Source organism: Pseudoalteromonas sp. S16_S37, assembly GCF_014694405.1.
Lineage (GTDB): Bacteria > Pseudomonadota > Gammaproteobacteria > Enterobacterales > Alteromonadaceae > Pseudoalteromonas.
Window position 1 is genome coordinate 1 of record NZ_JAAUWV010000068.1, and the last position, 20608, is coordinate 20608.

The 20608-nt window shown below is 43.5% G+C and carries 13 protein-coding genes and 1 pseudogene; 5 read left to right on the plus strand and 9 right to left on the minus strand.

The genetic code is table 11. From position 1 onward, the window contains the following. Positions 1 to 331 precede the first annotated feature (331 nt). Positions 332 to 2284: a M4 family metallopeptidase gene (locus tag HC733_RS19625; RefSeq protein ID WP_190366688.1), complete on the minus strand. Its 1953-nt coding sequence runs from the start codon at positions 2282 to 2284 to the stop codon at positions 332 to 334. 142 nt (positions 2285 to 2426) lie between these two features. Beyond that, positions 2427 to 4091 carry a S8 family serine peptidase gene (locus HC733_RS19630; protein WP_190366689.1) on the minus strand — a complete coding sequence of 555 codons (1665 nt, stop codon included), beginning with the start codon at positions 4089 to 4091 and terminating at the stop codon, positions 2427 to 2429. Positions 4092 to 4738: 647 nt separating this feature from the next. Here HC733_RS19630 and HC733_RS19635 point away from each other — a divergent pair. Together HC733_RS19635 and HC733_RS19640 are read left to right on the plus strand one after the other, a co-directional pair. After that, complete coding sequence (locus HC733_RS19635; RefSeq protein WP_190366690.1) at positions 4739 to 8371, plus strand: PKD domain-containing protein; 3633 nt, start codon at positions 4739 to 4741, stop codon at positions 8369 to 8371. A 71-nt stretch (positions 8372 to 8442) separates the two neighbouring features. Then, positions 8443 to 11088, plus strand: coding sequence for a M9 family metallopeptidase (locus HC733_RS19640; RefSeq protein ID WP_190366691.1), 2646 nt, complete (start codon positions 8443 to 8445; stop codon positions 11086 to 11088). 646 nt (positions 11089 to 11734) lie between these two features. Here HC733_RS19640 and HC733_RS19645 read toward each other — a convergent pair. The 3 genes from HC733_RS19645 to HC733_RS19655 all read right to left on the minus strand — a co-directional run bounded on the left by HC733_RS19645 (position 11735) and on the right by HC733_RS19655 (position 13415). Further along, a complete protein-coding gene (locus tag HC733_RS19645; RefSeq protein WP_190366692.1) occupies positions 11735 to 11998 on the minus strand; it encodes a DUF2999 family protein in 264 nt (87 codons plus the stop codon). A gap of 102 nt (positions 11999 to 12100) precedes the next feature. Continuing rightward, entirely contained in the window at positions 12101 to 12730 is a 630-nt protein-coding gene (locus HC733_RS19650; protein ID WP_190366693.1) for a LysE family translocator, read from the minus strand. Between the two features lie 85 nt (positions 12731 to 12815). Beyond that, positions 12816 to 13415, minus strand: coding sequence for a GNAT family N-acetyltransferase (locus tag HC733_RS19655; RefSeq protein ID WP_190366694.1), 600 nt, complete (start codon positions 13413 to 13415; stop codon positions 12816 to 12818). A 31-nt stretch (positions 13416 to 13446) separates the two neighbouring features. Between HC733_RS19655 and HC733_RS19660 the strand changes: the two genes are divergently transcribed. After that, positions 13447 to 14580 (plus strand): hypothetical protein, encoded by a 1134-nt coding sequence (locus tag HC733_RS19660; protein WP_190366695.1) that lies wholly within the window; start codon positions 13447 to 13449, stop codon positions 14578 to 14580. A gap of 5 nt (positions 14581 to 14585) precedes the next feature. Here the strand turns inward: HC733_RS19660 and HC733_RS19665 are convergent, their stop codons facing one another. Continuing rightward, on the minus strand, positions 14586 to 16589 hold the full coding sequence (locus HC733_RS19665) for an alpha-amylase (RefSeq protein ID WP_190366696.1): 2004 nt from the start codon (positions 16587 to 16589) through the stop codon (positions 14586 to 14588). A 259-nt stretch (positions 16590 to 16848) separates the two neighbouring features. Continuing rightward, on the minus strand, positions 16849 to 17853 hold the full coding sequence (locus HC733_RS19670) for an L-threonylcarbamoyladenylate synthase (RefSeq protein WP_190366697.1): 1005 nt from the start codon (positions 17851 to 17853) through the stop codon (positions 16849 to 16851). A gap of 110 nt (positions 17854 to 17963) precedes the next feature. Between HC733_RS19670 and HC733_RS19675 the strand changes: the two genes are divergently transcribed. Beyond that, positions 17964 to 18872: a histone deacetylase family protein gene (locus tag HC733_RS19675; protein ID WP_190366698.1), complete on the plus strand. Its 909-nt coding sequence runs from the start codon at positions 17964 to 17966 to the stop codon at positions 18870 to 18872. 307 nt (positions 18873 to 19179) lie between these two features. Here the strand turns inward: HC733_RS19675 and HC733_RS19680 are convergent, their stop codons facing one another. Continuing rightward, complete coding sequence (locus tag HC733_RS19680; RefSeq protein WP_190366699.1) at positions 19180 to 19899, minus strand: substrate-binding periplasmic protein; 720 nt, start codon at positions 19897 to 19899, stop codon at positions 19180 to 19182. Between the two features lie 147 nt (positions 19900 to 20046). On the opposite strand from HC733_RS19680, the pseudogene HC733_RS19685 reads away from it, so the two are divergent. Next, positions 20047 to 20427, plus strand: a pseudogene (locus HC733_RS19685) (tetratricopeptide repeat protein); the annotation flags it as partial. A gap of 12 nt (positions 20428 to 20439) precedes the next feature. On the opposite strand, the gene HC733_RS19690 reads toward HC733_RS19685, so the two are convergent. Further along, on the minus strand, positions 20440 to 20608 hold a 169-nt coding region (locus HC733_RS19690; protein WP_190366700.1), incomplete at its 5' end, for a transposase.

Below are 20608 nucleotides of genomic sequence, written 5' to 3' on the forward strand. Positions count from 1 at the left end.
TTTAAATTCAGGAGAGTGGTTTCTACGTTTTCTAGTCATCATCTATTCCAATATTTTTGGTTACTATAAAAACAGAACAATCACTTAAAGTCATGTCCGAAAATTGGGGGCCAGTTCTGTCTTCAAACTCGACAATAAAATGACTCATCGCCTGACGCCAGTTTTTCACCTCAATATTTGGATTGTATTCCATTATCAATGATGTCCTGTACGAAAAGATTGGATCAGATCACAGTTTAAATACACAAGTCTCGGACGGCATGTACCTTGACCTTAGTAATCAACATGTATGATATCAGCCAGCCCTGATACATACCTCCAAACAGCGCTATTACATATCAGTGCTACTTACTAAACATGGTTCAACGTATCGCCAAACTTTACCACTGCCAGAATGGAGATCTGGGCGATTTCCTTTGGTCCACCATTGAGCCCGATAGACTAAGTTGTTATACGCGGCTTTATCTGGGTAGCGATATATCTGATCGGAACGCCAAGCTGCTACATGACAGCTGTCGCTGACCACCTGAATCGTTTGCAACGTGTGGTCGAGTGTATTTTTGCTATCCATCACAGTCAAACGAACTTGATAACTCCCAGGGTGTTGGTAGGTGTGCGTTGGGCTTGCGAGTGTTGATGATTGGCCATCCCCAAAATCCCAGTAGTAGCTGGCAATACCGTTGTCATCACTTGAGCGGTCAATAAAACTGACCTGTAACTGCGCTTTGTTGTATGTAAATAAGGCAGTTGGGCCTGCATCATTATCTGGGTTTTGGCAGTCGCTATCATTTTTTACGCCTGAATCATAAACCCCGACCGATTCCATTGCCAGTACGACATCGTTTACACAGTATTTAAGATCCATTGCTGCTTGGTAAAGCCCTTGTCCTGCCGACTCAAACGTGGCATCACTGCGCCAATACAGCTGATTGGCAAGTGTAACCAGTTTAAATGCTTTTTGTATGTTCCAATCGGTCGTAGTTGCAAGCACATAAAACGCTTTGTTAAAGATACCTGAACTCGTGTGTACGCCGGTACCTTCAACATATTGACTGGTGTGACTCATCTTCGGATTGTCCATTGACCTAACGGTACCAGGCTCTTTTAAAAGTTTGTCACCTATCTGCCAATTAAATTGTTGGTGTACAAATTGATTCAGTGCTGCAGCGGTTATATCTGAGTAGGCTTCGTTGAGCCCACCGGATTGACCGCTATAAATCAATTGTGAGTGTTGCTCCGTGAAACCATGCGCAATTTCATGTGAAGTAACGCTCAAAGTGGCGGATGGATTTTTTTTTTGTGTGCCATCTCCTAAGGTTACAAATTCTCCATTCCAAAATGCAGATGCTCTATTTTGTCCGTAATGCACTCGCAGTTTAATTTTTGAATTGAGCGCTGCTGTGTTAGCCCACCGTGTGAACATTTTATCGGTAAGTTGTGCAAAAGCATGGGCATCGTTTAGAGGTGAAAACGCGCCATTTACTTCTCTAGCTGTATTCTCTGAACAAGCAAATTCATGCAAATACAGCTCTCCCGTGGTGTTACGCATATCATAGGTGGTCACATTGGCACTATCTAAATAGCAAGTACCTTGACGCTCTATTGCATCAAACTTTGCAAGCCCACCTTCGGCCCCATAGTAGTAGAGTCCAGTTTTACCATTTCCCCCTGGGCCACTTGCTTTTATTGGCACAGAGGCATGAGTTAACCCTTCCCATTGCTTCAGAATATGGCCACTGTGGGCATCAATAATGAAATAGGGACGAGTCGGCACTACAACGTCACTATAAAAAGAAACCAGCCAAACTAAATGTGCTTTGTTGCTATCGTCTAACCAGACATGTAGCTTTTGTGTGGTATTTTGAACAGCTGAGCGACTCAGCTGTGTATTTTCCAATGCCTTTCGAATAGCTACTTGTGCTGTAATTTTTGGTACTGTTGACGTAATATCGTCGCTAATGTGTGTTATTACATCACCATATAAACTATAAATATCATAGTTCTTGAGGCCCACAACGAAAGACTCTCCCAATAAGGGAAGCCCTTGATAGTATTGTTGCTTGCGCATTTTTGTAATGCCAGAAGGTAGCGAAACTTGGCGCAAGGTTTGTGCATCACGCAGTAGTGTTTGTACATTAGCATCACTTGCCGTATAAACAGACTGATTTTGCTTTAAAGCAGCATAAAATGCACTCGCGTCAACCCGTTCTGCAGCGCACACTGACGATGTACTAAAAGCGAGCAAAGCGAGTAAATATTGATGTTTATTGATTTTGTTTTTCATTAGCTTATCCCTAAAAATCAAACCACGTAAAGCAATACACCTAACTGACGATGCCGATACATGGTTTGAACCGAACTTGATACATTTAAAGTCATGAGCAGGTAGACGATATTAAAAGTCATCGTCTAGCCAGAGGTGATGCTTACAATGCGTTCTGAGTTGGGTCGTCACATAACCCATCAAACTTCCATACATGAGTAAACACATCTGGTGTTGCTCCGGCTCCCCAGTGAATAGCCGTATATTTTTTATCTAAGTACTTAACCTTGTCTCCAATGCGATAGTGTTTATTTTGCTGCCATTGAGCACGGTTATCGCATATTGGCGCAATACCATCATCGACGTTTATAGCTTTAATTTTTAATGAGCGATGTCCTTCGCTATCAGTGACGACTAAGCGCACCATGTAGGTGCCTTCTTTGTCATAGGTATGAATTGGGTTTTGCTGCACACTACTGGTGCCATCGCCGAATGCCCATTGGTGGCTAACAATGGCATCGTTATCAGTAGATGTATCAGTGAAATGCACTTCAAGTAAATTGCCATTGTAGGTAAAATTAGCAACAGGTAAACCTACGGGTGGCTCACAGGCTTGTTGATCAAGATACTGCTTTGCGGCAAGCACCTGAATAACTCCAAAGCCATATTCATTATCGCGCCCAACAGGACCTTTATCTAAGGCGGTTACTTGGAGCGCTTGGCGAATCTGTTGGTTGGTACAGTTTGGGTAGTAACCCCAAAGTAGTGCAGCTGCACCGGACACATGGGGGGTCGCCATTGATGTTCCGCTCATTTTGCCATATGCCCCATTTTTGGTTGTAGAATTTACTTTAACGCCTGGTGCTGCAACTTCCACTTGGTCGTTATAGGTTGAAAAGCTCGCTTTCATTCCTTGCTCATCAACCGCGGCCACAGAAACCACATCATCATAAGAGGCGGGGTAATGATGATTTAAAAACCCGCTATTACCGGCCGCAGCAATATGCAAAACACCTTGTTGATATGTCGTATTAAACGCTTCGCGCTCCAATTCAGAGGGTTTGTTTCCACCAAGACTCATGTTGATAATGTTTGCTCCAGCAGCTGCACACTGATAAACCGCTTCAGCGATTGTAGAGCCATAGGTCCAGCTCCCTTGTGAGTCGAATACTTTGACAATATGAAGTCCAAGCTCACCCGATGGATTAACACCAACGACTCCTATGTCGTTTCCTCCGATAGCCGCAATCGTTCCCGCTACATGCGTGCCATGACCATGGCCGTCTTCAAACCAATTGCCCGAATCAAATTCACCATAACCATCATCACCGGTGATATTTGCATGCGGTAAATCGGGATGCCCTAGGGTATAACCCGTATCCATAATACAGACCTTGCGATTAGCCGCGCCCACATCGGGTAGTTGGTTGGCCTGAATTAAGCTTATACCGTAAGGGATGGATTCTGATTGGAGGTAACGTTTTGGGTCGGCCTCAATAAATTTAACGCCGTGATTGGCCTTTAAAGTCTTGAGTTCAGATTGGGTTAAATAGGCAACCATTGCATCTTGTTGTAACAAGCGTTTTGTGAGCGTTAACCCAGCCTTTGATGCAAAACTCTCGATTACAGTTACTTTTGCTTCATTAATGTCTTTATGAAGATATTGCGTTTTTCCCAATTCATTCGAAATATACTCAGGGTTGAGTTTGATAATAAATCGCTCCTTCATATTGTCTTGAGCGATGGTGTTTGCATAAAGGGCGGTAGAGCCAAATATTGAGATCGCGCACATTGCAATACTGATACTCTTTCTTTTTATATTTTCCATAAATCACTCTCTAAGTTATACGTGAATACAGGTTTGGCTAGCTTTAAGAAAAAAGGACATCGCTGTCATTCTCATCAAAAAGTAACCCACGACCAATTGAATAGGCCTACTTATGTATAACTTGTTGAAAAAATGATCACAAGTGTTAACGGGGCGACGAAAAATATAAGAAAAAGCTTATCAAGATTAAAAAGAAAACACATTAACATTTGATTTTATTATATTTAATATGATTTCCTATCTGTGCTTCAGTGCATCTCTCCTCCACTTAACGCCGAAATTGTTGCATTAATGGCCGCATTACTCCTAGTTTAAATTTTAACTTTGTATTTACTATTGTTGCGGTATTAGAAAAAAAATTTCAAATATCTGCCAAGATCGGGTGTGTAAACACTTAATGTAAACAGGGATTCACCTTCCCTATCTTGCACAAATGCCTAACGGACAAACACATATGCCCAAAGACGTTAAGTAATTATCAACTTAATACTCGAACTTGGGGCACTGAAACTAAGCGGTGATGAATTAACACGCAATCAAATCGCTAAAAATAAAAAAAACAGTAGCTTAGAAAATAAAAGAGCCATTAAAAACTAATCAAATCGCTTTTTAATGAAAAGCTTAATTATCAACAAGGATACAACGAGATGAAACTAAAAACCCTAGCCGGTATCTGTACGTTTGGTGCCTGTATGGCACATTTAACGACATATGCAGGCACAAATTCCATCCTTCAGCCAGCGAGCCATACAAAGCTCACACACAACGAACAACTCCAGCAGGCGTTAGCACCCGATTGCGGCATTGGAGACAATGGTCAAGATTGGTCCGCACTACAGCGCGAATCTAAGCAATACCGTGTAGCAAAAATGCTCTCACGCCCTATGATGTCTAAATCCATAGAAAGTACGTCACTACCTGAAGAGTTACTCCAAAACAGTGTCGCAGTTCCAGGGCGTTATTATATTCCTGTAGTTTTTCATGTATATGGTGATGAATACAACTGTGCGGATGAAACACAAAAATGTTTAACCGATGATAAAATTCAGGACGCGCTGACTAAACTAAATAATGATTTTCAAGGTTTATCCATCGACTCGCCCGAGATAGCACCTCAGTTTCAAGCAATTAGAGAAAACCTCAATATAGAGTTTGTGTTGGCCGGGAAAGACCCACAAGGCAACGACACTTCGGGGATCGTTCGCCACGCACGTGAGCAAAAAGGGTATGGTAATTATGATGACGAAACCTTAGCTCAAATACAGGCTGATGCGTGGGATAACTTCAGCTACATGAATGTTTACTTAATGCATGATCTGTACGATGATGGCAAAGTGACTAAATCTGGCGTCGCTTGGTATCCAGAACTTGCAATGACGGAGCAAGGCACCGCTCGCGTTGTATACAACGGCCATTATGTGGGCAACAACACCAGTGAAAACTTTCGTTCAGTGCTCACCCATGAATTTGGCCACTGGCTTAATCTGATCCATACCTTCGAAACCAACCAATGTTCCATCACCAACGAAGCCTTTTGTGATTCAACGGGTGACAGAAGCTGCGATACACCTCAGATGTCTATGCCCAAAGAGATGCAAAATAATGCACCAAATTGCTTAGGGCAACCGACCAACACTGAAAACTTCATGCACTACTCCGATAACTACGCCATGTTCACCCAAGAGCAAGTGGTGCGGATGACAGCAGCGCTGCATAACCCTGCTCGTAATACACTTTGGTCTAATGAAAATTTGATAGCAGCGGGCCTATCTCAGTATGTAAGTAACAGTGAGCGTCCATGGGATGGCGTATCAGGGTTGAATGTTGAGCCAAGCGGAAAATTACTTGCCAGCCACGATATCCCTTTTGCGGATAAAGGGGCGATTGAGACCTTCGAAGTCAATTTACCTTTTGATGCTAAAAATATCTTGTTTTACCTTAATGGACATACAGAAGACCCTGATATGTATGTTTCTAAAGGGCAGGCTCCTACAGCACCAACTGGTGACTCGGACCAATGGGTTGCAGACATAGTGTCTTTTAATTCCGCAGGAGAGAGAGAGCTTGCAACGGTCGATATTCCAGACGTGACTGTGCCTTATTATGCTTCTATACATGCCTTTACGTCATTTAGTAATTCAAAATTCAACGTACTTCAAGGTGAAGACCCATACCTAAAGGAAGGGGAGCAACGCTACTCCGTATTGAGCATTGACAACTTATGGGCGAACAAAAGCAACGGCTCTTGGAGTGAACGCCCAGGTAAAACCTATGATTTTCAATTTAGCATACCGGAAGAAGCATCACGTGTAGTGGTTGTGGTTCCAGGTGGTTATCAAGGTCCAAAAATGGCTGATGGGTCAATTAAAATAAACGGTGACCTAGACCTCTATGTCGCCAAGAACCGTGCAGTATCAAAAACGGATTTCGACTGTCGACCTTTCACTTGGAAAGGGATCTCAGAATACTGTGAATTTCAAGGTGGTGGGGATTTTGACCTGTTCATTGAGCCATTTGAAACATATAGCAATGCATCAATTCAGGTTTACTATGAAATTGCCAGCACACAAAACCAACTGCCGTTCGCCAATGTCAATGGCAAAACTCGCTATGAGGCGAAAGGTCATGCGCTTGAATTTACAAGCAACGGTTCCAATGATCCTGACGGTAGCATCGTATCGTATCTTTGGGACTTTGGTGATGGAACACAAAGTACAGATCCGCAAGTCACACACGCCTATTCAGATACAGGTACCTATACAGTTAGGCTAACTGTAACGGACAACACAGGCAATGCCTCCACTGCACAAGCCACTGCCGTGATCACAGAGCTATCACCTCAGGATGCGCCATTATGTAGCGACTGTGAGCGTGTTTATTTAGCTGATGAATTAAATCTCGCTACCCACGCGAATGGGCACGTTTATCGCTATGAGTTTGCTGTGCCTGATGCTGCGTCTTTAGTCACATTTGAACTTGTTGAATATTATAACGGCGACCCAGACATTCATGTTAGCCGCAATCAACCAGTATCTAAATCTCAGTATGACTGTCGCCCTTGGGAAGCACCAAATCAAACCGAACTATGCCAGTTTGAGCAAGGTGGTGTCTATCAAGTTATGATTGACCCATTTAAAGATTACGAGTCACTGCGTTTTAGAGCTTATTATGATATTCATCGTGATGCTGATCACTCAGCGCCTAACCGTTTGCCGGTTGCTGATGCGGGTGGCAATCAAACGGTGAGAGCGGGCGTTGCAGTGCAACTAGACGGTACTCGCTCTAGCGATCAAGACGGAACACTTGTTGAATATAAATGGGATTTAAACCACGGTTTAACATACTCAGGTGCTGTGGTTGCACACCATTTTGAACGTGCAGGTAGCTACCCAGTTACACTAACAGTCACCGATGATAAAAATGCCAGCGCCAGTGTGCAGGTTATCTATCAAGTACTCCCAATCGGCGATTACGATCAAGATGGCAATGTAGACACTGATGATATCAATGCCATAAGCGCGGCTATCGCGGCAAACCTACCTATCGACAGTAGTTTTGATATTAACGGCGATGGTGTTGTTGATAACACTGATGTAATCGCACTAGAGGCATTATGCAGCTTTGCTGAGTGCTCGAATATTCCACCAGCACCTCAGCCACCAGTTGCTCACGCCCAAGCTTCAACGTCGCAGCTACAAATTGGCCAACAAGTCGATTTCAGCAGCGCGGGCTCTGACGACCAATATGGGCAGATCACCGCCTATCAATGGGGTTTTGGTGATGGTACGCAAAGCAATTTTGCCAATCCAACACACAGTTACGAGCAAGCAGGCATCTATCAAGTCACCTTAACAGTAACGGACAATGACAACATGACTGCTAATACCACCATCACAGTGAATGTTGATCACCCGCCATTAACAGACGCCTGTGCCGACTTCGATGGTGTTTATACGAGAGCGCTCGCGCCAAATGTACCACGCTGCATTAATGGCACGCGCGGCCACTCCTTCGCAGGCATGGACCGAGGTCCAAAAACCGTAGCCATCACACTTATCAATGCCCCCTCTGATGCCAAAGTTTACTTCGGTGACGGCCACTGGCCAAAAACTGATGGCACTGACCATGATGCCGTTTCTTTCTCCCAAGGTAATCAGCAATGCCTGATTTATGAAATCAATGAGCAGACTCGTTACTGGGGCTATTTACAAATTTCAGGGGATGCGACTGGTGCCACGATAGTTGTAGATTACGACGTCGCTGGCTGTCGACCGCTGTAACTTTTCAATATCGGGCACAATTGAGTATTAAAAGTGCCCGATATTCACTCTCACCAACTCAGGAAAACAACATGTATAAAACAATTAAGATCACACCTTTGGTGGCAGCATTAAGCTGCACATGGGCTTGGGCACAAGATGATAGAGATATAGGAACCTTTGACCATGCTGCTGACATTGCACATATCAGTGCAGACGCAGAGTACACACCCGATGCGATGTTCAACGATAAGTCACCTAGCGATAAACCAACGATAAACTTGGCTCAGCCTAAACTGAGCGAGCCGCAATTGATGATAATGAGCGGCCAAGCTGCAACAACGCAAACCTGCCCTACGGAGGCGTTTAGCCACCTCAGTGGTTCGGTATTTTTAGATGCGATTAAAAATTATGGCCGCGAATGTATTGATACTTTATTTAACGATAAACCTGAAACACTAACATTAGGTGGATATACCGACGCTAACTTTAATACCGTTATCACCGAGTTAAAAAGTCAACTACCCAACTATGATGGACAAACAAACGCCGCATATCTGAGCAGTCTATTCTACTGGTTAAAAGCATATGCATATTACGATAACCGACGCTTTGTAAACACAACAACAAAACAAGCCATGACACAAGCGGTCAATGCCCTCTATGCGAACAGCCATTTTTTTGATAAAACCGCCACCCATGCGCAGGTGGTTAGAAGCGCAACGGGCATTATTAAAAATGCGCAAATCGGCCAGTTTTTGGTCCCCATGGCACTGGGCGTACTCGCTCGTTTCGATGAGTCTTACGAGCATATCAATGACTGGGCTCGTTCGGCCACCCCATTGTTTTGGCAAGTTTTAAATGATTGTGCTAGAGATCAAACCTGTCGCGCTCAGCAACATAACACGGCTTTAATTGACGCTATCACTGGGTTTATTTACAACAACCTGAATTGGCTGCGTAAATCAGCCAATGACTATCATTTATTTAATTTGGGCTACCAGCTAGTTAACCTTTACAAAGGTAAAAACGACTCGCATTTTACCGCTATAGAGGGGAGACTGAGCGCAGAGATCTCAAAAGTACTCACGACCTACGGGCCATTAAAAACCGATAAAGAACGTACCTTGTACTTAGCGGTTTTAGAATCCATTAACTACAACCGCCAATGTGACGCTTACGCTGTGTGTAACAAAAGAGCAGAAATTATCGAGCAAGTGCTTAACAATCGCGTGGAATGCCCATCTGGCAATTTGTTTATTTGGGCTCAAGATATGGATGATGCACAATTAGCATGGACCTGTAACTCATTAAAAACCCACGACGACCACTTCCACCAACTACTACGCACTAATCGCATTCCGGTCACGCCTGATGACAACGATTCTTTGAAAATGGTGATCTTCAACGATAAAAAAGAATGGGTCACTTATGGCGGTGTACTGTTCAATGTAAGCACCAATAATGGTGGAACTTACCGAGAGGGAGACCCCGCCAAGGCAGGTGATCAGGCCACTTTTTATGCTTATGAACATGTATCAGAGCGACCTATTTTTGATATCTGGAACTTACGCCACGAATATGTTCACTACTTAGAAGGACGATACATCTCCAAAGGTGATTTTCGTGATAGTAATGACACTGGTCGTACAGTGTGGTTTGGCGAGGGTATCGCCGAATACAGCTCATTGAAAACATGTAACAGCAATGCCATTGACGAAGCAAGAAAAGGCACGTATTCGCTCAGCACCATTTTTGCCAATGAGTATGGCGTTGGACAAACTCGTATTTATGATTGGGGCTACCTTGCAACAAGATATATGTATGAACAACAAAACGATGCGTTTTTTGACATGTTGACACTATTTAAAGCTGGTGAGTATCAACGCTACCGCACTGAACTGGTTGATAAATGGGTATCGCAAAAGTTATTTGATAGCTCGTTTGCTACTTGGCTGCTACAAGTTGATTCTAGCGGATGTAGTACCGATACTACCCGTCCTCCTTCACCTATCGAGCCCGTTAATGTTGACGATATTCAAGGCAGTGATAATGTTGGGATAGATGCCTGTGCAGAGCAACCTCCAACAACAAACACTCGCAGCCAAGCAGGCCACGCACTGTGTGTTACACCCGATCCCACCCGCAAAATCAAAGAATATCCCTTATATGTGCCTGATGGGTTACAAAATGTATCTCTACAAATCACATTGCGCCATGGCAGCGGTAATGCCGAACTCTACTATGAGTATGGTCGTCCAGATAACGGCTGGCGGTATACGCATGAATCAAAGGGCCCAGATAACAACGAAACAATTACCATCGATAACATTCAAAAAGGCTGGCATTACATAGCCGTTGATTCTAGCAATGGTTTCCAAGACGCCACTTTGTTGGCTCGCTATATTCAACAACCGATTGTCGGCGATAACGAATTACAAAATGGCGTGGCCGTACCTGTGAATGTTGCCGACCATGGTCAACTGATGTATACCATGACTGTGCCAGCCAATGCCAAGGACATCACCTTCAGTACAGCGGGGGGCACTGGTGAGCTGGACATGCATGTGAAATTTGGCAGTGAACCAAGCAAAACTGACTATCACTGTCGGCCATGGAAAGTGGGTAACCGAGAAACTTGCCACTTTGCTTCCACCGTTGGTGGGGTCTATTACATAATGCTCAGTGCAGATCCTATGTTTAGCAACGCAACGTTGACAGGGTCTTATACACACTAACTTGAAAACTTCACACTAGGGCCTGTTGATCTTTCGAGTTTGTTATTTCAGCAGTTTGATAGGTATTTATACAAGGCAAAGTCGGACTACATAGCTACTCTATGTGGGTTTGGCGATAAAGACTTTGTGCTCCTGCAAAGTCGCCTTACCCACCTCCATGTGGGGTAGCACGGTAGAAGTACCAATCAAGCCCTAGTGTATTAGAGCAAACCTCGTATGGAATAGGTTATACCTTCGCCTTCCTCAGCTAAGCCAAAAAACCACTAATATTGAAAATTACTGATAAGAAATAAAACGAGTATATTCTCACATAATCGCTTTTGTGGTACACACAAGCTGGTTGAGGTTTCATTTTTTACACTCAAATTGCAGTGTTTTCGTTCTGTGATTTAAAAAGTTGCAATTTTAGGGTAGCAAAATCGTTTAGATCTCCAAGTAATTCAAACTGGTTTCAGAATGGACTAAGTACAATAACCATTGTTAATTTAACTCAGCAAAAATGCGCTCAAAAACTGACATGATTTAATCTTAAAACTTTTTACCGTATTTTGATTAGATCTATTTTGGGTGTGACAACGAGTGATGTTTTAACAGAAATGAGCTATAAGCACACGACAAGCGGATGCTTGCCGTATTTTAGGAGAAATTAATTAGACTGCTGTTGGTTTAGCTTTTCTTTTGCCTGCTCGACTTTAGAAAAGTCTAGGCCTAGTTCATCAACCGCTTCTTTGATAAGCGCAGGGTTTTGCATTACCAGCCCCATTAACTGCTGTAGTTTTTCTTGTGAGATCCCTAGCTGTGATATCACCCCCATGGCCATTATCGGGTTTTCAGTCAACGTTTGAAACAACGTCTTTACCTGCTCGTCACTGATATTATGCTCTTTTAAAATCGCTAAAATAGGATTCATTACTTTACCTTTGCTACTTTGATAATACGCCCTTACATTACGCTGAACACAAGGGCTGATGATAGTGTTATGTGGTGACTAAGATGAGAATTTTCAAGCACTCTACCTTTGACGCATTAATGCAACGGCCAATCCTGAAGAAACAAAAGTCAAACCAGCCCCAGTATTGAGCCCTGCCACAACTTTTGGTTTTGTGATCAACCAAGCCGTTAAACTAGACGCAAAAACGCCCATCAATGCAAAACCTAGGGCCGTAAGCACTGCAAACCACACACCCAAGCCAACCATCTGCGCACTCACAGACCCAAAAGAAGGGTCAACAAATTGAGGGATAAAGGCCAATACAAATAACCCCGGCTTAGGATTAAGCGCCGCCGATAAAAACCCGGTCACAAAGATATTTCGCAATGATTGCCTAGGCACATTGTGCTCTAAGCTAAATAGGTTTTTACTTCTCAGTACCTTAATACCTAACCAAATCAAGTAAGCCGCACCAATAAACTTCACGATATAAAACGCCAGCTCAGAGGTTTGCAGTAACACCGTTAACCCAAGTGTTGCCGCAATAACATGAAATAAAATACCAGTACCCGAAGATAATCCAGAGACAATGGCAGCTAAACGACCTTGACTAAGCCCCCTGCCAATTGCCAATAAATTATCTGGCCCCGGAGAAATCACCAGTAAAATGCATGCCAATGTATAAGCAAGCAGTGTGTCAAATGCAATCATCGCTATCCCTTATTTTTATAATCAGTTGTATGTAGACTAAATTAGGAACAAACAAGTTCAAAATTAACGCATGTTAATCGGTTGCTTATGTCGCTGAGCAGGGAAACGCTTCTAGCCTATATTGCAAATTATTGCGCACAGCGGGCCATTCGCTAGCAATAATCGAATACACTGCAGTATCTCTTAAGGAACCATCTGGCATGATCTGGTGGGCACGTAATACGCCATCTAACTTAGCACCTAATCGCTCGATTGCTTGGCGAGAAGTGTGATTAAAAAAGTGGGTTTTGAACTCTACCGCAATGGCACCATATTCTTCAAAAATATTTTTCAATAGCAATAACTTGGCTTCAGTATTAATGGCTGTTCGACGCACACTATTAGCATACCAAGTGTAACCAATCGCGGCTCTTTTATTTTTAGCGTCAACCTGATAATAGCGAGTCGTGCCCACTATTTTTCCTGTTTCATTATTAATCACAACATACGCTATATCACCAAGTTGTACACCCTCTAACGCAAGCTCCACATACTCTTTCATATGCTCAGGTTTTGGCACACTGGCATACCATAAACGCCATGATTCACCATCTTTTACTGCGTTTTGTAAGTCTTCAATATGGATTACATCAAGAGGCTGCAAAGTGACATAGCGCCCAACTATCGGCTCATTTTTTACCCACATTATTGTTATTTCCTTTACGATCTTTTTTTCGATGATACACTGCATTAAAATCCGTAACGCTAAGCAGGCTACTCAGCCTGTTATATTGGCCTTGGTAGGTACGCTGTTAACTGCAGGAGTGAATGTGCTGCTGAATTTTGCTGTTTTGGTCGCCCTTTTGCAAGGTGTACCGCCTGATCTCACTGAGCTAAAAGCACAGTTTATGCTTGAGCCTCACGAACTTGCGCAACGTTACTATGAGCACAGTTCATTACCAGCGAACACAGGTTCGGCGCAATTTTATCAACTCACATTACGCGCTGCTATCGTCAGTAACCAACCAGAGCTGGCCAATGACATTGCCCAAAAGCTGATACAGCCAATGTGGCAGCCATACATAGAAAATCATCATGCAAAGCTTGTCAGTAATATAGGTGTATTACTAAGAGTAAATGGCCACTACAACGATGCGATAAAAGCCTATGAATGCGCTTTGGCGTTAAATAATGGCGACCAAAATTTTAGCTTTCATACATTACTTAACCTGCAATCAGCGATGGTCCATGCAAAACAACACAACAAAGCAAAAGTGATGTTAGATAAAGCGGCCAAGTTGGCCACTAATGAACAACAGCATTTACGCGTAAAAATCAATGTGGCAAATCATTTTCTTGATACTAATAAGTTACTTGAAGCGAGAGATTTATACAAAGAGCTATATCGAGATCTTAGCTTAGCAGGTGAAACAGAAACAGCGGCACGTGTTGGCTTAAACCTGCTCAATACAGAGATTTTGTTAGCTGATTACGCTCAGTTTTGGCGCTACCAAAATTCAGTAAGGCAAACTATTTTCTCAATGACGGGTAGCAATCACCATTACTACTACCACTTTGTGATAATGCGCTCATTTGAAAATGCGATACAAGCCCCAAATAGTATTCAGCATACACGTTTTGCATACGCCATAGAGCATGGTCGGTTTTTATTTGAATATGGTCAGCAAGAATCTATTGGCCAGTACGTTAACTTACTAAACGTACCTTGGATTTCAGCGCAATTTAGCAAGCAAATGTCTGAGTATCAAAGAGTAAGACCACAAAAAGCGGTACCTATGGATTTATTCGAGCAGCTTTGTGATGAAAACAGTAGCCCAAACTCGCTTTGGGCTACTTCAAAATCAGGCTAACTCAACTAAAAGTTAGCATAGAGCGCCGTATTTTTGCCAAACTCAAAAACATTGATTTTACCGCATTGTGCAAAGTGGTTGTTACTTGCATAAGGGGCGTCTGGCTGGCGGATATCGCCTTCCCAACCTTGGCCGTTTTTAACATAGGCTTTTAATTCAAACCAGCCGTTAACAGTGTTGGAGCAATCCATTTGTACATCCAACATCCAATAGTGCTGACCGTACTGGTTTAATGGCGTTTCCCCATAACCATCACTTTCCACAGTGCGCTTAGTGCCCCATTCACTGGGCCAAGCATTTGTTGTCCAATCTAACGGGCTACCCTGTGCTGTTGCGTCTTGAGTAGATTCATTGGCAGACCAATCAAGGTAATGATCGCCAACTTTCCAGCCTGAGGTTGTACTATTTTTAAGATTGTTATGGCTGATTTTTAACATACACAGCGCGGGAGTTTGCGTGCAATCGTTGCCAATACTCAGTGCATAGTTGTGGTCAATACCACCTCGAATAAACATATCTTGCCCCGACTGGGTCAGCGCTTTAATAAATACCACTGTACGCTGCAAAGCGATGTTTGGGTCTTGTGCTAGCTTAGCATTGTGGTGAATCGCAAGCGCATCCATTTGCGACAGTGAAATAGACGCAACTCCTTGAGCGTTCACGTTCACTTGACGACCAGAACAACTAGATTTATCGGCGCTTAAGTTACCTGATAACACATCACAATAAACCCCTTCTGCTAACCCTGTTTGTAAAGACTGTAAAAGTGCCCCAGACTCTCGGTTAATAACCACAAAGCCTTCATTACCTCTTGAGAACGCAATTTGGTTATTGCCGTTATCCCACCAATTACTTACTTGCCAGTGGCCTGTGGTGTTATTGCGAAAATCTACCGCGCCCGAGATCATACTGTGACGATGCTCACACTGCCATTGCTGGGCAAAGCAGTTTAGTTGGCCATTATCGTGTACAGGCACACTCGGCGCACCAGCATCGCTATCGTGGTTAAACTCGTAGCTCGACATTACCTTTGGGTAACCATATGGATAGGCCAACATAAACACATTGGCTAAGTCGTAAAGCTTGCCATCTGCAAATGTCACAACATTACCAGCGCCACCATGACCGCGTTGGTTATCGTGGTTATCAACAAACACCACGGCTTTGTAACTAGGCATCATTCCCCACGCCTCGCCAAAGCTGCTAAGCCAAGCGAGTTTGCCGCTTTTAAAGGTCTCACCTAACTTGGTGGTGTATTTAAACTCGGTAACAAGGCCATTGCCAAAATACTCGCTTGCACTCACCGCTTCGCTTCCTTGGTCAATCACTTCTTGAAACACCAAAGGCGTACCATTGACTTGCGACAAAATCGTGGCGATATCTGATGCTGGCATATGTTTAGAAGCATCAAGCCTAAACCCTGCAACGCCTGCACTGACCAATGAATTTAGATAACCACTTAATTGCGACTGTACATAAGCAGAGTCGGTGTCTAAATCTGCCAAACCAACAAGTTCGCAGTTTTGTACTCGCCAAGCATTATTGCCATAATCTTCGCCGTTGATAGCACAACTTTCATGAAAATCATGCGGGCTATACATCGGGAACTGCTTAATGCCATAAGTGCTACCTGCCACGCCCTGCCCACTGCCAGCCGCCATATGGTTAATCACCGCATCTACGTAGATATCAACACCCGCTTGCTTACAGCGCTGCACCATATCTTTGAACTGTGCTTCGCTTCCACCGCGGCTATGTAACTGATAACTCACTGGTTGATAGCGAGTCCACCAAGGATCTCCTATGATGTGCTCATTTGGTGGTGACACTTGCACCGCAGCATAGCCCTTTGGCCCTAAAAAGGATTCGCACTCTTGGGCAACATCGGGCCAAGACCATTCGAATAAGTGTACAAAGGTGGTAGGTTGAGCATGCACGCCCTGTGATAAACACAGCAATGTTGCCCCGCTCAATATAGATAATTTAGATATTTTATTTAATGTTGTCATAATGTGCTCTTGTTATTGATCTTATTTACAAACCGATAACAATGTAGAGCACGCAGCCTAATTTATCCCGCTGAATACGTATGCAATAAATTAATAGTTACCACCCAAAGCGAGCAAAAACCGTACAAAACGACGTATGTTAAGCATAATTAGCGACAAATCCGCTTTTGTATAAGTTGCCCGTTCGCTTTGCGCATTTGCGGCACATTATACAACTTGAGCCCTGTATTTTTGGCAAATAAGGGCCAAGTAATCGTTGTTAATTTGCAGCTGCTCGACTTAGGCGGTCAAGCACATCAAGCCACTGCTCTTGCTCAGGTGGAAGCTCAATCCAGATATGTTTAATATCCGCATTATCTAATTGATAAAGCGCATAATATAAATTTTGCGCATAGCCCGCTTTGTCTGCAGATAGTTTCATCTGCACCGCTGACGTCTCATCAAGTGACGCTGTTAATGTTTCTGAATAATACAGCACTGCGATATCATTTTGTGACAATGTAGAGTGTGCTGTAAGCTGCTCAAGCAAACTGTTGCTTGCCAGCAATTTAACGGGTTTGGTTGGTTGATAGTGTGCCTTTACATTGCCCGGCACTGCAACATTGTGGCTTTTGGGGAGCTGCACGTCACACCCCAGTACAGCTTCAATCTGTGATTTAGTAATAGGCCCTGTGCGCAAAATAGTCGGCACGTCACCTGTTAAATCTAAAATGGTGCTTTCTAGGCCTACTTCGCAAGGGCCTCCGTCTAAAACCGCTGCTATTTTTTTATTCAAGCCAAACATAACCTGCTCGGCTGTAGTTGGGCTGATACGTTTGTAAGGATTAGCTGAAGGAGCGGCAAGACCGGTGTTTAAACGAGCGAGCAACGCTAACACATCAGGCTGATTTGGCACTCTTAAGCCAACGGTGTCTTGCCCCCCCGTAACCACATAAGACACATGCGCTGCTTTTGGCAAAATAACGGTTAGCGGGCCGGGCCAAAATGCCTCAGCCAAAAGCTGCGCACTTTTGGGCACTTTACTTGCCCAGTGACTGAGTTTATCAACACTCTCTACATGGACGATAAGAGGGTGATCTGCAGGTCTCCCTTTGGCTGCAAAAATCTTACTTACCGCATCTGGCTGACTGGCATCTGCCGCAAGTCCGTAAACCGTCTCGGTTGGAATTGCAACTAACTCACCGCTTAGCAAATGCTCATAGGCTGCTGCTAAACTTTGCGGGTCATTTGTAGATAAAATTTTTGTTTGTAAATCTGCGCTCATACCAAATCCAATCAAGAGCCAAGCTCGTACATAGTTTGCAAACCCGCTATTATACCCTAATAGCGCAGCACAGCTACAACAAATCAATCATAAAAGAGTATGCAGTACCTATGAGCTTCAACCCCAATTTACCTTTGGTATATCATCCAAATTACTCTTTCACTTTTGATCCAAAACACCGCTTTGTGATGAGCAAATTTGCGCGCTTGTATGAGCAATGCAAGCAACAGGGTTTAATACGCAACAATCTTTATCGGCCAAGCTTAGGCACGCCCCAGCGCCTAGAGCACATTCATTGTGAAAATTACATTTGGGATCTTTGGCATAATCGCTTGAGCGAAAAAAGCATGCGCCGAATCGGCCTTCCTTGGTCAGAGCCGCTGATGGCACGTACATTTACCGCGCCTTTAGGCACTTTAAAAACTGCACAATTGGCGCTAAAGCACGGCATTGCATGTCATTTAGCGGGAGGCACACACCATGCTCATTACGATTTTGGCTCTGGGTTTTGCATGGTTAACGACCTTGCTTTTACTGCCACCGAGTTAGTTGCAACTAAACAGGTTCATAACGTACTGATCTTTGATTTAGACGTGCATCAAGGCGACGGCACTGCCGCCATGCTTGCGCATAACCCCTACGTATTTACCTGCTCCATTCACTGTGAAAAAAACTTTCCATTTAGAAAGCACCCAAGCGATCTTGATATTGGCCTAGACAACTACCTAGAAGACCAAGCATATTTAAACATCGTTAAAGAAACACTAACGGGGCTAATTGATGACTTAAATCCATCGCTGGTGCTTTACGATGCCGGTGTTGATATTTGGCAGCATGATACATTAGGAAAGCTAAATATCAGCTGGCAAGGGTTACAAAAAAGAGATGCGCTTGTTTTATCAACCTGCCAAGCACGCGGTATTCCCATCGCTACCGTCATTGGTGGCGGTTATGATAAAGATCATCATCGCCTCGCGCAAAGACACAGCATTGTTGTAGAGCAAGCCGCCCTGTTGTAAGGCTGATTGTTGGAGGGCGTTTATGGTTTATCCTGTCCCTTTTTGGTAGCTTATAACACCCAAAAGGCCCATATTACATGGCTTTATAATTCCACTCGCAATTACCTTTGTAAACAGCTGTTTAACAAAAGAAAAACCATGAACTGTAACTTTGCGCCAAAACGGCGGCTTATAATGTTATAGAACAAAATCTGGTGCTTTGTGTAAAAGCGTCATCGTTTTATGCATAGCAACGACAGCCCTTCGCTAGCGATTGCACCGCAAATACACCTACACCGATAACACTCAACTCAGAGGTGGTTTTGGTTTATGGGCTTTCGAACTGTTGGTTGTGCTTGGCGAGGGCTTCTTGCACACGCTGTACTATTTGAGGATCGGTGTTTTTGCTAAATGCCATGCACGCGCGGCGCTCATTGGCATTTTTAACTTCATGGGCGATTTCTAGTAGCTCAAAAGGTCTGCCTAGCTCTCGCATTCTCTCGTATGCGGTGTATTCAGTGGTAATAATAAAATCCACTCTTCTAGCTAATAGTTTGCGAGGACTGGCGCTGGGGTCGGCAGTTAAATCAAGGTTTACGCCATTTTTAAAACCTTGTGCTAACAAATATTCGTGAGCAATGCTGCCTCTGACTAACGAAATAATATAGTTTTTAGCGTCATCTAAACTGGTTAATTTGATATCGTCTCGGCTGCGCAACTTAAATAAATACTCCTTTACGGGGCTGAGCAACGGACAGGCCCATAAAAATAGTTGCTCTCGCTCTTCAGTACGATAAATAGAGTAAATCATGGTATTGGCTTTGGTTTGCGCGAGTTTCATCGAGCGTACCCAAGGGTAGCTTCGGATCTCGTAGGGAATTTGCGCGGCATCGAGCACTTCGCGCACTTTTTTTGTTGCACGCCCCACAATTTCACCTTTTTCATTGGTAAAGTTATATGGAACCCATTCTTCAGTCACTACATTTAACATGGGTTTTGCATTGATAGCGTGTGCAAACAATATCAATACAAGGCATAACATTTTCATTTATAAACTCACAATAATCGCTCGTTGTCTATTATGCGTCCAAAATCAATATATGGCAAAACCACCTCATGGTTTGTCGAGCAGTTTTGCATTTTATCTTAACATCATGCACCATGCCCTCTTAATCAATAAAAAGTATAGTCCGTTATGAAATCATTCTTCTTTTTGCTCTGCATTTGGTTATGTAGTTATGGAGTGAGCGCCCAGCAATCAGCTAAGCTCACAGAATCTCAGCAAGATAAGGCGCTTGAGGAGTTACAAGCACCAATGTATAAGCCCCTGTTAGAACGCTACATATTAGACGAGCTAAAATCCGTACGCTATGACCAACAAAAACTGCGTGAAGATGTCACCAAACAAGTCACTCACTCTCAACTTGACGCTGCAGATAGGGCACTTACCTACACCACCGACACCATCAACAACGTGTTATTCATTATTACTGCAACCGCGTCAATTTTGGTTGTAGTTGGTTGGACGTCGCTCAGAGATATAAAAAATAAGGTTGAAGACTTAGTTAACCTGAGATCTGTATAAGAACTAAAGCCGAGTAACCTTTATGCTCGGTTTCTTTGCTTGAAAAGTATAAGCGATGAGGCCTGCCATCAAGTTCACCATAAATGAAATACAGCTACGGTGCCTTGTGTGGTCTATGTGAGTTATGTTCTTGAGTTGATCAAACACCGTTTCAATAATGAACCGTTTTGAC

Coding starts and splice junctions, on each gene's coding strand:
- HC733_RS19625 (WP_190366688.1), bottom strand. CDS start 2,284: ATGAAAAACAAAATCAATAAACATCAATATTTACTCGCTTTGCTCGCT.
- HC733_RS19630 (WP_190366689.1), bottom strand. CDS start 4,091: ATGGAAAATATAAAAAGAAAGAGTATCAGTATTGCAATGTGCGCGATC.
- HC733_RS19635 (WP_190366690.1), top strand. CDS start 4,739: ATGAAACTAAAAACCCTAGCCGGTATCTGTACGTTTGGTGCCTGTATG.
- HC733_RS19640 (WP_190366691.1), top strand. CDS start 8,443: ATGTATAAAACAATTAAGATCACACCTTTGGTGGCAGCATTAAGCTGC.
- HC733_RS19645 (WP_190366692.1), bottom strand. CDS start 11,998: ATGAATCCTATTTTAGCGATTTTAAAAGAGCATAATATCAGTGACGAG.
- HC733_RS19650 (WP_190366693.1), bottom strand. CDS start 12,730: ATGATTGCATTTGACACACTGCTTGCTTATACATTGGCATGCATTTTA.
- HC733_RS19655 (WP_190366694.1), bottom strand. CDS start 13,415: ATGTGGGTAAAAAATGAGCCGATAGTTGGGCGCTATGTCACTTTGCAG.
- HC733_RS19660 (WP_190366695.1), top strand. CDS start 13,447: ATGATACACTGCATTAAAATCCGTAACGCTAAGCAGGCTACTCAGCCT.
- HC733_RS19665 (WP_190366696.1), bottom strand. CDS start 16,589: ATGACAACATTAAATAAAATATCTAAATTATCTATATTGAGCGGGGCA.
- HC733_RS19670 (WP_190366697.1), bottom strand. CDS start 17,853: ATGAGCGCAGATTTACAAACAAAAATTTTATCTACAAATGACCCGCAA.
- HC733_RS19675 (WP_190366698.1), top strand. CDS start 17,964: ATGAGCTTCAACCCCAATTTACCTTTGGTATATCATCCAAATTACTCT.
- HC733_RS19680 (WP_190366699.1), bottom strand. CDS start 19,899: ATGAAAATGTTATGCCTTGTATTGATATTGTTTGCACACGCTATCAAT.